Annotated in this window: 10 protein-coding genes; 5 read left to right on the plus strand and 5 right to left on the minus strand. The window is 55.9% G+C overall.

Annotation, left to right across the window (positions count from 1 at the left end):
- Window positions 1–17: 17 nt before the first annotated feature.
- From Pan189_RS01575 to Pan189_RS01585, 3 genes are all read right to left on the minus strand, one after another.
- Window positions 18–512 (minus strand): hypothetical protein, encoded by a 495-nt coding sequence (locus Pan189_RS01575; RefSeq protein ID WP_145362216.1) that lies wholly within the window; start codon window positions 510–512, stop codon window positions 18–20.
- A 475-nt stretch (window positions 513–987) separates the two neighbouring features.
- Window positions 988–2508 carry a toll/interleukin-1 receptor domain-containing protein gene (locus Pan189_RS01580; RefSeq protein WP_145362217.1) on the minus strand — a complete coding sequence of 507 codons (1521 nt, stop codon included), beginning with the start codon at window positions 2506–2508 and terminating at the stop codon, window positions 988–990.
- 49 nt (window positions 2509–2557) lie between these two features.
- Window positions 2558–3562: a lipase family protein gene (locus Pan189_RS01585; RefSeq protein WP_310820937.1), complete on the minus strand. Its 1005-nt coding sequence runs from the start codon at window positions 3560–3562 to the stop codon at window positions 2558–2560.
- A 197-nt stretch (window positions 3563–3759) separates the two neighbouring features.
- Between Pan189_RS01585 and Pan189_RS01590 the strand changes: the two genes are divergently transcribed.
- Together Pan189_RS01590 and Pan189_RS01595 are read left to right on the plus strand one after the other, a co-directional pair.
- Window positions 3760–5943: an endonuclease gene (locus Pan189_RS01590; protein ID WP_310820938.1), complete on the plus strand. Its 2184-nt coding sequence runs from the start codon at window positions 3760–3762 to the stop codon at window positions 5941–5943.
- A 75-nt stretch (window positions 5944–6018) separates the two neighbouring features.
- The gene (locus tag Pan189_RS01595; protein ID WP_145362220.1) at window positions 6019–6765 is read left to right on the plus strand and encodes a serine protease family protein; all 747 of its coding nucleotides are present in this window, start codon (window positions 6019–6021) and stop codon (window positions 6763–6765) included.
- 66 nt (window positions 6766–6831) lie between these two features.
- Here Pan189_RS01595 and Pan189_RS01600 read toward each other — a convergent pair whose 3' ends face one another.
- Window positions 6832–9435, minus strand: a complete 2604-nt coding sequence (locus Pan189_RS01600) for a TIR domain-containing protein (RefSeq protein WP_310820939.1) — start codon at window positions 9433–9435, stop codon at window positions 6832–6834.
- A gap of 446 nt (window positions 9436–9881) precedes the next feature.
- Here Pan189_RS01600 and Pan189_RS01605 point away from each other — a divergent pair, with 446 nt between their 5' ends.
- From Pan189_RS01605 to Pan189_RS01615, 3 genes are all read left to right on the plus strand, one after another.
- A complete protein-coding gene (locus tag Pan189_RS01605) occupies window positions 9882–10367 on the plus strand; it encodes a hypothetical protein (protein ID WP_145362222.1) in 486 nt (161 codons plus the stop codon).
- Window positions 10368–10444: 77 nt separating this feature from the next.
- The gene (locus Pan189_RS21130; RefSeq protein WP_310820940.1) at window positions 10445–10675 is read left to right on the plus strand and encodes a hypothetical protein; all 231 of its coding nucleotides are present in this window, start codon (window positions 10445–10447) and stop codon (window positions 10673–10675) included.
- 176 nt (window positions 10676–10851) lie between these two features.
- Entirely contained in the window at window positions 10852–11226 is a 375-nt protein-coding gene (locus Pan189_RS01615; protein ID WP_145362224.1) for a hypothetical protein, read from the plus strand.
- On the opposite strand, the gene Pan189_RS01620 is transcribed toward Pan189_RS01615, so the two are convergent.
- The gene (locus Pan189_RS01620) at window positions 11195–13876 is read right to left on the minus strand and encodes an nSTAND1 domain-containing NTPase (protein ID WP_145362225.1); all 2682 of its coding nucleotides are present in this window, start codon (window positions 13874–13876) and stop codon (window positions 11195–11197) included. The genes Pan189_RS01615 and Pan189_RS01620 overlap by 32 nt on opposite strands.
- Window positions 13877–13893 lie beyond the last annotated feature (17 nt).

Below are 13893 nucleotides of genomic sequence, written 5' to 3' on the forward strand. Positions count from 1 at the left end.
GAAGCCGTTCGCGTGTACTAATTGCCCGTCGTTCGGTTCGCCGGTTCTTCCAATTCGGTCAGGTCTTCCACGCCAGCGAGATCAGCGAGGGCCCTACTGAACTGAACGAGAGTTGGACGGATTCGTCTGAGATCGGCACGGAACTCTGTTCGGCGCGCTTCATCCTTAAAACCATCACTCAGGCTGATTGGGTGCCACTTCGCCGTCACCGGGCGGAGGACCTGATTGAGCACGGGGATCGCGATCTTGGCGAACTCGCCCGTGTACTTTCCGTTCCGCCTTAATATCTCGCGGGTGACGGGAAATAACTTATATAAACTCTTCAGCGCAGCCGCCTCGTCGCCATGATCTGTCGGCAACGGCTGCGTTGCCACCCGCGTGAGCAGTTCGATGTAAAGCTCCCACGCCGCGTCGCGATCATAATCCTGTGGTTCAAATTCCGCTTCAAGAAACGGGGCCGAAAGCTTAAGATTCGACAGACCCCAGTTGGCGAGCCATTGTTGGCGTTTCATCGACTACACCCTCGTAAATGTTCGAGAAAAGATATCACGTCACTAATATGGTCCTCTCGTCAGTAAAATAAATGCGGACCGCGTTAGACGGTTTTATCAACAAACAAATCCAGCTCTGGGCTGAGATTAGAAAGAAAATGTCGCCACCTCCTGTGGCGACAAATGGGCCTCTTACTCGGATTCACATTCAGCACACGGGACGGATATCCGAAGAATCCCGTCATCCTCGGTGACTGTCAGGTCTTGCGGATCGTCCGTAACTGAAATCACTTGGCACGCACAGATCGTGCGATCGGCATTCCAGACACCGACCACCCTCATTCCATTTGCAAAACTCGACCGTGAATGCGATTGGCCGGGCGCGATTTCCCGACGATACTCAGCGTTTGGTGAGACATTGCCACCGGATATACACCGAACAAGAATTTTCCCAGAGGTAGAGTTACGAAAACTGACGGTCCCTGCATCGGCTCTACTACCAATGCAGCAGGCGGTCGCCAAGAGCACACACTTCAGCAGCATCTTCATTTTCTCGCCTTTTCAAAAGAGGTCTCGACGATTCGGGCTCCGTGCCGGTCAATTCGCCTTCATTATCCTCCGAAGGCAATCCAATTAAGTCGACGTTCTTTGTCGCCGCACTATTTATCAATGCTTCGACCGCGTTTGGTGTTGACCTGGGCCAGTCGATACCTGATAGGTTCAGCGACTGAAGAGCTTCTGTTGAATCAAATGCAGCCACGACTTCGAGATCGATGACAAGCTGTTCACATGCCGGAAGATTTAGTGTCGTCAGCGACCTCATTGTACGCAGTGTGTACACGGCATCTTCGCTCTTTATCGCTCGGTTTCCTCCTAGGTGCAGTATTTCAATGGTATCGTTACGCTCTATATCACGTAGGCGAGCCGGGTAGAGCTCCGTGCTTGTGAGGCTCAACTCCTTCAGGCGTGATAGTCGATTAATGAATTGAAGTGACGGCAGGTTTTTGCATCCTCTCAAGATCAGCCGTTCCAACGACTCCAGCTTGGCAATCGGCTCAAGATGAAGACCTTCTCCACCTTGGATGACGAGATGGGTCGTCGTGCCGGCCTGGGTGGCCAGCGAAACAACACTCTCGACGTTCCCGTAGAGATCAATTGCTGCTGCAGAAGGAAATGTTATTCTTAAAATGTTTGTGTCGCCATCAATTTCGGCACCGTGAATATGCTTGAGTCGATATCGTGCCACCGACGGACGAGTCGCGACGTAAAGGACAAGACCAAATACGGAGAGCCCCGCAATTGCAATCATTGCGACCGACTTCAAAAGAAATCGTCGCCTTTCGGCTAAATTGTGCTTCCTTACAAATAGCCCATACTCGACTTTGAGTAGGCCCGCTAGCAGCCGGAGTCTTTCAACTCTCAGCCGTTTCGCATAGTTCCGCGTTTGCTCTTGGATATCAGCGCGGCCCTTGCCTTCTGCAATGAGACGACGACGCAGGGCAGCAGACGATGTAAAACCCTGATTTGGCAATCCTGAGGGTCGAAAATCCGCGGCCAATGGGGGATCTTCGGTGTTTTCAAACAGAGCCGGCGGGAAACACGTCACACCGGGCTCACGCGTCGATGGATCTCCATCAATTATGACGCAAAAAATTCTGTCCGCGGATTTCAACTCACGAAACTCGGTAATCTCGCGATTGACATGCGGTGAGACGGCGGATCGTGGAGAGCACAACACGACCAACGCATCTGATTTGCTCAGTTTGTCCTTTAGAGAATCCGTCAATCGGTGAGCCACGGCCAATTCGTCGTGATCGACGAAAACTGGGAAAAATGATCTTCGACCGTCCGACTTAATTAGCGACGAAGGTATTTGGTAGTGTTCAAGGTAGTCCTGCAGCCAATCTGCCCAATTTCGGTTGCGGGAGCTATTGTCGCGACGAGAATAGCTGATGAACGCACCGAATCGTCGTGCGGTCCGCCGAGAATCAGACGTGTGGGACGGTTGATTAAACATCAGGCTGTTTCCCGACACAGAAGAAGATGTCAATCTGTCAGCAAATAATTCAGGCCAACCGTCCCAGGATCTTGGTCAGATATCGCTCCATATTGTGGTCGCGGATGCTGGGGAGCCAGCCTTCGAGGAACAGGTCGCCGCGGGCGCTTTCAATAAGGGGCGTGGCGGCCTTTGCGGCGCGGCAGCGGGCCTGGAGTTCTTCGAACTGGGCGGGGGACATCGTGGGGGTGTCGTCGCCGATCGCCTGCGGGGCAAGGCTTTCGTGCCGCAGCGTGTCGTCACCGGTGAAGTGATAGAGCTTCCCCACGTGCCGATAGAATGGCGGGACGCGGGGGACGATGTCGTCCTCGTTGACGAAGCGGTGGAAGGAGTCCGGGTAGCGAACCGCCATTGCCGAGCGAAAGTTGCTCAACCCGACCGCCGGCTGCCCGAAGGTGTAGACGCCGGCGATCTCGAAGTCGCCGTGCCACTCGGCGGCCGCCAACGTCGCCAACGCGCCGCCGAGGCTGTGACCGGTGAAGTAGACCTTCTTATTCGCACCGCCGGCGTCGCGGATCGCCTCTTCCACCTGCGACCTCACCGCCTGCAATGCGAAGAAGAACCCGCGGTGCACGGTGCCCAGCGGAAATTGAGTGTAGCCGACATTCAAATTCGCCAGCCAGTCGCGAACCTGTTGCGTCCCACGGAAGGCGACAACGACTGCATCGGAATTCGAAGCGACGAATCCCTCCGTATCGGCCTCGGCGAAGGGGACGGCGGTCTCGAGTCCCCACTGATTCTTCGCGGTCTGCTGCACCGCGCCGCCATCCCGGTAGGCCAAAGCACTGCACAGGGCAGTATTTAACGCCGTCTGCCAACCGAACGCGGACTCAGAGAACGAAGCCGCGTTGAATCGGCGGGATGCCTCCTCAAAGGGGATCTCATCGGAATCGGAACCGCCAAACAGCCCTTCGGCAGTGACGCCTCGCCCCGAACGCTCGCGCAATTCGGGCGAAGCAGATCCGAGGGAAAGGGTCACCTGCAATGGAACCGTCCAGGTTGAAGTCACAGGCATGTTGCTGCTCCGCTGTCGAAAGTCTGACTTTCCAAGCACGAGTCTAGGCATCTACGTCTACAGCAATACACTGAAAAAATCATCTGTAGACACTTGCGTTCACATTCCCGATATGTGGAACTAGTTATTTTGACAGAATGGATCGTTCGTATGTTCACAGACGGATCGCCGGCGCCTCACTACAGAAACGGACCGACATGTCACCGATTGAACGGCTTCTTGAGCGAGTTGACGAAACGAAGAATCGCTATAACGAGCGAGAGCAGCCGCGGGAGCAGGCGACGGAGCGGCTCGAAAAGCGGGACTTCATCGGAGCGAACGAGGACGATGTCGTCCGTCGGCGAATGGAGCGGCTCGGGGCTCCGCCGGAGGCAACGGCGGGGGTCGGGACTCGATCGTTTTCCGCGCCGGAAGTAGCGCCGGCCGCCGGGGCCCGTGCCATTATCGAGAATGTCACGCTGGAACGGATTCTCGGTTCGAACGACCTGATGCCGATCGCCTTTCTGGCCCTGGGACTACATCGTGCCCGGAGCGTGGGGCGGATTCATATTAAAGACAGTCGCGGCAATCGCCTCGGCCACGGCACCGGATTTCTCGTCTCGCCGCAGTTAATTCTCACCAATAATCACGTGCTCGAAACAGAGCAGGACGCCGCCGGGAGTGAAATTGAATTCGACTATGAACTCGACCTTGCCGGAAAGACGAAGCGGAGCGTTTTCTTTCGGCTGAATCCGTCAGCCTTCTTCCTCACCGATCGGAGGCTCGATTTCACACTGGTGGCGGTGCAGCCCGATGGCGGATCAGCCCGCAAGCCGGAGGATTGGGGCTGGAACCGGCTTTCAGAGACCGAGGGCCTGCTCGTCAAGGGCGAATATGTCACGATTATCCAGCACCCTAGCGGCGAGCCGAAGCAGATCGCATTACGTGAAAATCAGGTGATCGACCTGCTCGACGACTTCGCCCACTATAAAACCGACACCTCCCCGGGCTCCTCAGGCTCCCCCGTCTTTAATGATCAGTGGGAGATCGTGGCCCTGCACCACTCCGGCGTGCCGGAACCTCACCCGGACGGCGGCTACATGTCGACCGACGGTCGCAAGTGGGAGCAGTGGATGGGCGAGCACAAACTAAAGTGGATCGCCAATGAGGGAGTTCACGTTACGCGGATTGCCGGTTTCATTAAGGATCAGTCGTCGCTCACTGCTGCGCAGAAGCGGCTGCGGGACGACCTGTTTAACCTTGAATCGCCGCTGCCGACTACGATTCATCTTCCCGATGACGGGAGCTCCGACCAATCGGCGATATCGCTCACGGCTCGCCCCCGACAATCGGAGCAGAATCCCTCAGCCGGGCATATGACGCCGGGCTCTTCCGTAGCGTCGGCAGCCGAAATCAGTTTTACGGTGCCGCTGCAGGTGAGCATCTCCCTCGGCTCCCCCCTGACGCCGCCCGCATCCGGAGCCTTCGGCGGCCCGTCCACGCCTATAGACAGGCCGCAGTCGGTCACTCCTCCCACAGACAATGAGGGTATGCAGCAGGCGCTCGCGGAGTTGGAGCAGGGGCGTCGCCGCACTTATTATGATGGAGGACAAGATCATCGCGACCGTGACGAGTATTACCGCGACATCGACGCCGAGAATCTCTCCCGCCGTGACTTCTTCGAAAAATTAAGCCGCCTCCTGAAATCGACGCATGCGAATCAGCCGAAGTACGCCCCAAGCCAACATGTCTACCCTTGGGTCGATCTCCACAAGGACGGCATGCTCCGCAGCATTTATTCCGGTAAGGCCTACGATCCCGCCGAGTTCATCCGCGAAGACTTCCGCATTGAGGAGGAGAGAACGCAGGTTCTTAATGGAATGTTGCGTGCGGAAACCTTTACCGCCGAACGAATGGAACAGGAACTCAACTTGCTCGAAGCTCGGCTGCCTTACAATTGCGAGCACGTCGTGCCACAGAGTTGGTACAATAAAAAAGAGCCGATGCGGGGCGACCTGCACCACCTCTTCGCTTGCGAGTCAGGCTGCAACAGCTTTCGCAGCAACATCGCCTACTTCGACTTCTCCGACTTCGAAGAAGCCGAGCGCACAGCGTGCGGTAAGCGGCTGAGTAACAAGTTTGAGCCCGTCGCGGGCAAGGGGACCGTCGCCCGCGCGACGCTCTACTTCCTGCTCCGCTACCCCGGCAAGGTCGACAGTCCGGAGGAGTTTCCTGCCGAACGCATCAGCACCCTCCTCCAATGGCACCACGACCACCCGCCCAATGAATACGAACGCCACCGCAACCAGGCGATCTTCGAGATGCAAGGGAATCGTAATCCGCTGATCGATTGGCCGGATTGGGCGGGGAGAGTGGAGTTTACGCTAGCAATTGCGACCTAGAAGAGCCAAATTTGAACAATCGTTTACAGTTCACCCACAATTGTCCGTCAGTTAACACTTCGAAGGAGTCAAGAAATGGTTTACCGCCTTGTGTCGATAGTGACCGCGATCTTGCTGATGAGTGTGTTTACGCCGCATTTCTCTAATGCCCAAGAGAAGACGATCACCAATAGGACCGCGTCGCCGCTACGACTGACACTTTCCACACGGCAGGGCAGACGGTTTACAAGCCCCCTTTTGGAAAAGAACAAATCATGGAAAGCGGACATCCCTCGTGGCAACTATGATGCTGTTGTGGAATATCCAAACGGCGTTTCGGCGCAGTTATCGGACGGCACAATGATAACTCTCCAGCCAGGGCATCGCGAGCAGTTCGGGCAGCTTTCATTTACCGATCCAAGAAAATCAGTCGCAAATCTTTCGCGCAAGCTTGTCGAGTCAACCGTTCTTCGGGAAGACCCCACCTCTGGCGAAATCAGGCAAGAAGTAAGGGGTCGTTTCGTTTACTTGGCCGTTTTGGGAGCCCAGGACATCAACCAAGATGGGCTGAGGTTTGGCATCACATTAACAAACCATTCCCGAGGAGTCCGGATTATCAAGGCTCATGCGAACATGCCGTCGCGAAACTGTGCGGACGCCAATGGACAGCGGGGCTTAAGCCTAGAGACCAATGATATTATCACCCATGTCAACGGGCGACAGATTACGGGTTCAGCATCGATGCTGAAAGCCGTTGCCGAGTCACCCCAAGACATGACTTTTCGGGTACTCGATCGAAACACTGGGCGTACAATGCAGCTTTCGACGCTTCTCGCTTGGTAGTCGAGCTCCAATCCACCACATTCGAGCGATTTTCGATGCAAGATACGTTTGCATTAAAATAGCGGCCTAAGACGGGAATGCACGGAACCATTCCTCGAATTCATGTCTTGCAAATCGTAATAACTCTGCCACGGCTGCCTGTCGGCGGATCCTGCCGATTATCTCAAAGGTCTCGGCGTCGACGTCAGTCTCTAATATGTTGTCGACTAATCGCCTGGCGGTGATTATTTCGTTGCAAGCCAGAGACAACTTCTGTCGAAAAAGGAGGCCCAGGGCTTTCTCCTGACGTAAATGCGCTAGATGTAGTCCGGCAAGTCGAGCCCGCTGTGCGGCGTGCGGATTATGGAGTGTCTCGATACGACTGATTGCCTCGTCGAGGGCGTTTAGGCCAGCCGCAGGCTCACGAATTAGGGCGAGGTCACGTGTTGCTAGGATCGCTTCTACAAATATTTGATTGTTATCTGGATATCGTATTGTCGCGTCGATGGCCAACTCGGAAAGCCTAGTGATTACACGTTCTGTTTCGTACCCAAGTTGTTGCAAGGAGAAATACGCGTTCCTGAGAAGTTCCAGCAGCCTTTCGCGATGGTTTTGCGAAGTTCCCGCCGTATGGCTTGTGCCGAGAAAACTCTCAGCAGAGTCGCAGAATGTCCACAGTCGATCGGGCGATGCGTTTGGACCGTCAGCAAACAATTCGAGGGTAATTATTCCAAAGAGTTCAAGAATGCGTGGGTCGCGAGGCATGTCGATTGCCAACCGCTTTGCCACCCCCCACGCCGTGTTTCGATTCGACGGGGCTCGATCTCGAATCTGGCTGACCAAGTCGAATGTCTTTTGTCGAAGCCTTCTGCAGGATTCATCGTCTAGATGTGGTCCGAACTCTTCTATGGCCACATCAATCCATCTGATCCATGATTCTAACTGCTCCATCGTAGGATGTTTTGCGGCCGATTGCTCAATTGAGAGCATCAATTCGTGTGCATGGACCAAATGCGAGAGAATTTGCACATTGGTAAAAGGCGAGTGCTCTTCAGCGTAGAGTTGCATCCCGGTGTTGAGATTCTTGATGCCTGTTACTGCCAAGACGCGAGCCGATCGGTACTCACTGTCCGACAATTGAATGCGAGCGATTGCTAAGCGAATACTGCCAGCCTTGCGATAGAAATTCCAGAGAGCCGGATTTGAGTCGGGATCGTGTATTTCGATCGCGGTTTCGACGTGAGATAAAGCCCGAAAGAGTCGAGCGACTGGTTCTTCCTGAACTTCGTTGTCAGCGTTTGCTATTTCGGAAAGCGCCATTTCGGTTGAAGCGAGGTTTAATAGAAACCAAGAGCGCATTGGGTGATCATGCAACGAAGCAAGCTCGTTCTCAAGTGTGTAAGCTTCGGTAAGCAATTCATCCCAATTACTTCGTGGTAAAAATGATCGCTTCAGCCTAGCGAGATTACCCAAAGCGACTGACCGTTGACGTTTTTGCATGGTAGCTACTTCGTTATTTTTTGCTGCGAACTTGCACGCTTTCACTGACGCCTCATACGCCTTAATTGCGTCTTCATGCCTCGCGTTTTGAGAGAGAACGCGACCGTAATTATTTAGCACAAAAGCCATTTGTATTCGGTCTTCGCCTCGGCTATCTGAAGTGGAAGTTAGCTCTTCGCAGATCACAATAATAATTTCAAAGAGTTGCGCTGAATTGTCGATGGCTCCAATATCTCGCAGGTTTTCGGCAATCACAATGTAAGCGTCGACGAGCCGGCGTAGTGATTCCGGCGACTTCTGTAAGTCATTGGTGATGCTTTTCATCCGTGATATCGCATCTGAGATCACTTGGGTGCGAAGCGAATTCGTCTCGGCATTCGGCTGGAGGCCCGCAGTGTTGATCGCATTCAACGTGTCGATCAAACTCTCGCCTTGGTCTCCAATACTCTTAATCGCTGCTTCTGTGCGTGAGGCAGCGACCTGGTTTTGTACATACGAAAATGCACCCGTGGCGAGCATTCCAATGAAAAGGATGCCAATCATGCACAGTGAAAGTGTGGCGGCAACTTTGAAGCGACGATGCTCTCGAACATCGGTACCGATCAACTCATCTTTCGGCACTTTGTGAATCGCTGCAGCAAGTGTCGCGACAGCATCAGCGAACTTCGGATGTTTTAGCGATCGGTCTTCTTCTGACTCGACCCAGCGTAAATCGATGAAGAGGGGTTCATGCTCAAAAACGTTTTGAAAAGTGTTCGGAAGGCTGTTTGTTTTATTCCAGTCAAAGTCCTGTTTGGCACCGTCCCATCCGATCTCTCCGTCGGATAATACAATCAGCACATTTTGCGACTTCCTGTGTTCGCACCAGAATTCGGCTTCGCGTGCAACCCACGGTGACTCAGAAGCTGCTTTGCTGGCAATCAATATGAAGTACTCGGAGGAAGCTAGGTTTCGCCGCAAGAGAGGCCATAGTTCCGGCGTTGCTGAAAGACTAGTGAAGTCGCGAAACAACCTAAGCGCGCGGCGACGATACCACTTCTTTCCAAAACGTGTAAGAGAATACTGAAGGGCGGTGGCAAGCGCACTATCTGCTCTCTGACTGTACGAGATAAATCCATCAAATCGGTCAGCTTCCAGGACAGCGGCTTCGTGCTGGGCATCCTGTACCTGCGAATCATCGAATTTTTTCATTGCCATGACTCTAAACAGCCGGTTAATGCCATTCGAACAGCCTTAGTCAGCTTGCGCGATACCGGCAAAAACATCACTATCGTTGAGGTAAAAATATGTTCGATCGATGAAAAACTGGAGAATTTGGGCATGAAGTGTGGAATCAAAACTCTACAAGTAGACAACGTGAGCTTATTGGAGCTTGATTGAAGTGACACCTTAAGGGCGACATACCCTACCGGTGGTTATGTGACACGTTTCAATCCGAACCTGGAGATCAAAATTGTCTGGCACCCGGCTTTCGCCTCCGGCGAAGCCATCGCACGTCACCTCTTCGCCCGGCTCTCGCGTGATCTGAGCGTGCGACGTCGCGGGGGATCGGAATTCCGGTCCGGTTTCGCTGCGTTGTTGAAGACGGCCGGGATCGGCCGAAGGCGATCTCATTCGACGACTGTCAGCGGTCGGCGGTGGTCGTACTCGTCTCGGATGAGATCGTCGTTGACGATCCGTGGGGCGAGTATGTCGCCGAGTTGTGGGAACAGACGCGTGACCCGGTCGGGCCGCACCGGTTATTGCCGGTGGCTCTTTCGGAGCATGCGTTTAACCTACATGCGGAAGTCGGGGCGGCAAACTTCATTCGTGCGGCGTCACTACCGACCGAAGAGCGTAACGGGTTTATCGCGGACTCGGTCGTGCATGAACTGTGTCAATTGCTACTGAATCGGCCCCGTGTCGATGGCGAAGCGGATCCGTCGAAGGCGGAGCGGACTCCTGCCGTGAATGTATTTTTAAGTCATGCCAGTGTTGGCGGGCGTGGACTGGTTGAAGGGTTCCATCAGCATCTGGTCGCGAGCTGCCCGCTCAACGCATTTATCGACGTGCGGACATTGCGCCCGGCGAAGATTTCACCGTACGGCTCGGCAACGGAATCGGCGAATCGTCGTTACTCCTGATATTCCTCACCGATCGCTATAGTTCTCGCGAGTGGTGCCGATTCGAGGTTCTCGAAGCCAAGAGGCGGGGGCTGCCGATGCTTGGCGTCGACGCCCTGAACGAGGGCGAGAAGCGTTCCTTGCCTTATGTGGGGAACGTACCGACCTCGCGCGTCGAGCCTAACGCAAATGGGCTGACCGAAGCCGACTGCGAACACATCACGGCTGCGCTTCTGACCGAGGTGTTGCAGCGGACCTACTTTGAAAAGCATACCGAAAATCTGCTGGACTTGTTCGGCTTGCCTTCGGACCTGACAATTATGAGCTGATCGCCAGAGTTGTTGGCCGTTCTGCAGGAAGCCCGAAGGAACGATAGGCTCTCGGGAATACTTTATACCGACCCGCCGTTGGGGACGCAGGAAATGAGCGTGCTGCGCCAGTTCGACGATGCACTCCGCGTCGCCACGCCGCAAACAATGTTTCACGTCTTCGGGGAGGCAAATCTATGACGACTCCCGCCCGCCCCTGGTCGACCGACCGCAGCGAACTCCCGCTCGCGGAGCTTGCCGTCGGTATTTCGATCTCGGAAGCCGACGAAGAGGAACTGAAGCTACTCGGGCTCGGCGAGGCATTTCAGCGTCAAAATTTTCCGATCCCGGCGAAGACGGGAGAGAGCGACTTCATCGATGCGTTTAACCAAGAGCATCCCGACGAGGCGATCGACTGCCCCGCCCTTGTTTTCGCTTTCCAACGATCCGGCGTTGCCGGACAGAACAACCGTCTGACCGCCGCGGAGAATCATGTCCTGTTCGAGTCGGACCGCATGGAGGTGATTGTCGCCTTGGTGCTCAAAGGGCTGACGCAGGTGGCTGCCGGATAGGCCCCACGCTTCGCCCACCACCCCGACCACGCTCGCCTGCCGGCTCCGGCCAATCGGGGTCGCCGTCGCTGAGGTCGCCGAACGGGCAGAGTGGGTCGTACTCCTCACCGGGGAAGAGGTCATTCCATTCGGCTTTGGTGAAGTTGCGGCCGACGGCGCGGTAAGCGTCATCGATTAGGATTCTCCAATCCAACGCGTGCAGCCGTGCGGTCGCGTCGTCGCTGCCGGTGACGAGCCAGCGACCGTTCGGCCCGATCGCGACGCTCCCGATCGAGCCATCGTGCCCGGCGAGGACGCGCGCGGTCGTCTCGGGCTGTTCAGCGGTCAGGTCCCACAGCCGTGCGGTCCCGTCGCGGCTGCCGGTGACGAGCCAGCGACCGTTCGGCCCGATCGCGATGTTCCAGATCGGTCCATTTTGACCAGTCAGCGCGACACCGCCCAAGCCCTGCAGTCGATCGCGGAACGCCTGCTCGGCAGCCGCCGGAAACTCTATTCCGAACTTTCTCGCATCTCCAATTGCGCGTACCGCCATCAACATCGCCGAAACAGGTCTCTCTTCCGCCATTAGCTGTGCCTGCAGCCCCATCGTGGATACAAGCTGGCGATGAGCGTCGCGGCTTTCGCGTCTCGCCCTTTCCGCCTCCATGTCCGCCCGACTTTTCTCGGCAATTGCTTCCTCTTTCACCGTGTCGGCGATCCGAGTTTTATACTCCGCGATTCCTCGCTGAGTGTCGGCTTCGACAGCTTTCGCCGAGGCCTCGCTCCATTTCCAGCCCGCGACGCCGGCCGCGATCACTCCGATTAACGCTAAAGAGACCGCGACGGCGCTTAATTTGCGCAGCCGCGAATTGATCTTTTGTTGCCGTTCCAGCTCCGCAGCACGCTCCGAAATGCTTGCCTGAATAAATTCGATTTGCTCGTCACTCAGGTCGCTACTGTGCTTCGCGAGCCAGTCCTCGGCCTCCACCAATGGGCCACCTCTCAGCAGCGCTCCTTGATCGCGTCCCTGCGTTAACCATTGCTCGACTTGCATCTCCAGCCGTTGGCGCCAACGAAGAAAATCGTTCGACTCCTCCGCCCAATCCTTCAGCCGATCCCATCGGTCGATCAAAGCTTCGTGGGCGACTTCGACGGCTTGGTCGTCGGCGCGCTCGACGTAACTGGTCGTCAGCAGTCGGGCTTGGATGAAGTGTTCGGCCGTTGCTTTTTGGTTATCGTCGAAGTGGCTGAGATCCTCCCGTCTCCGAGTCAGTTCGCTCTGATCGCCGATGCTGACAAGCCGCATGAAGATGCGTTGCAGTTCTTTTTGCCTATTGCCGTCGAGTTCGGCGTAAAGGTCCTCGGCCTTCTTCGACATCGCCCCCTGCACGCCGCCGACGGCGTCATAGGCCTCGTGTGTGAGTCCGTTGCCCCGGCGGTGCTTCCAGAGTTCTTCGAGTAGGAAAGACAGGAGCGGGAGTCCGCCCGGTTCGCTGCCAACATCGTCAAGGATGCGGCGAACTAAGCCCTCCTCGTATTGAAGACCCGTCTCCTCCGCCGGGCGTTTAATGACGGAGCCGAGTTCATCCTCGCCCATCGGCCCGAGCGCGACATGAGCATCTCTCTGAATCCGGTCGGTGAGCGGCCTGTAGCTGATGACGCGGCCGTAAAAATCGCCGCGGCAGGTGAAGACGACCCGGAGCGGAGAGTCGATTGTCGCTTCTAAGAGTTGGTCGATAAATGTTTTTGCGGCTGCCGGATCTTTGGCCTGCGTGTAGAGTTCCTCCCATTGATCGACGACGAGCAGGAGGCGATCGGTGCCGGGTTGCGCATCGAGAACGTGCTCGGTGCACCGTCGCAACGTTCCCTTCTTTTCGCGGAAGTCGCGGACGTATTTTTCTGTTTCGACATCCCTATCACGCTTGGACCAGTTGATCCACTTCTCCGGTTCGATCAGCGGCAGCAGCGTCCGCGCGAGCGAAGTGAGTGGATCGCTAGTCGGGACAAGTGTGGCGATTTCGTAAACACTCTCGGAACTTTCGCGCAATTCTGGGACCAGCCCCGCCCGGACGACCGAGGACTTGCCGCTGCCGGAGGCTCCAACGACGGCGATAATGGAGTGAGCGGCGACGGCATCAACAAGCTGTTGCGTATAAACCTCGCGGCCGAAGAAGAGCGGAGCGTCCTGCTCGCGGTAGGGAAGCAGTCCGCGAAAAGGGCAGATTTGGTGCTGCGGCTCAAACTCGGTCTCCAACTCTGCCGGAGAGAGGCCGCGTATTGCTGCGGCGAGGATTTGCAACTGCCGCGACTCGTTGACCGGATCGCTGAGATCGACCCACGTGTGGAGTGACAGAAATCCAAGAGCTGCGTCGGCACCGGGCAACAGGACCGGGATGACGGGCAGTTTTGTTTTCGTATGACGATCGAGGGCTAGGTATAGCTCGCGATCCTGCCATCGCCCGGTCCCGGCACTACCGAGAAAGACCGCAACGGCACCGCTGGCGTCGATCGCCTTCTCCAACGCCTTCGGCCACGGCTGACCCGGGACGAGATACGTGCGATCCGTGAAGCATGTAAGTCCCTGATCTTTCAGCCATCTCCTGACTCGCTCCACGACTTCGTGGTCATGAGTGTTATAGCTGAGGAAGACGTCGAATTGTTGGTCGGCCATACGGCACGCTGAGACAA

The organism is Stratiformator vulcanicus (assembly GCF_007744515.1).
Lineage (GTDB): Bacteria > Planctomycetota > Planctomycetia > Planctomycetales > Planctomycetaceae > Stratiformator > Stratiformator vulcanicus.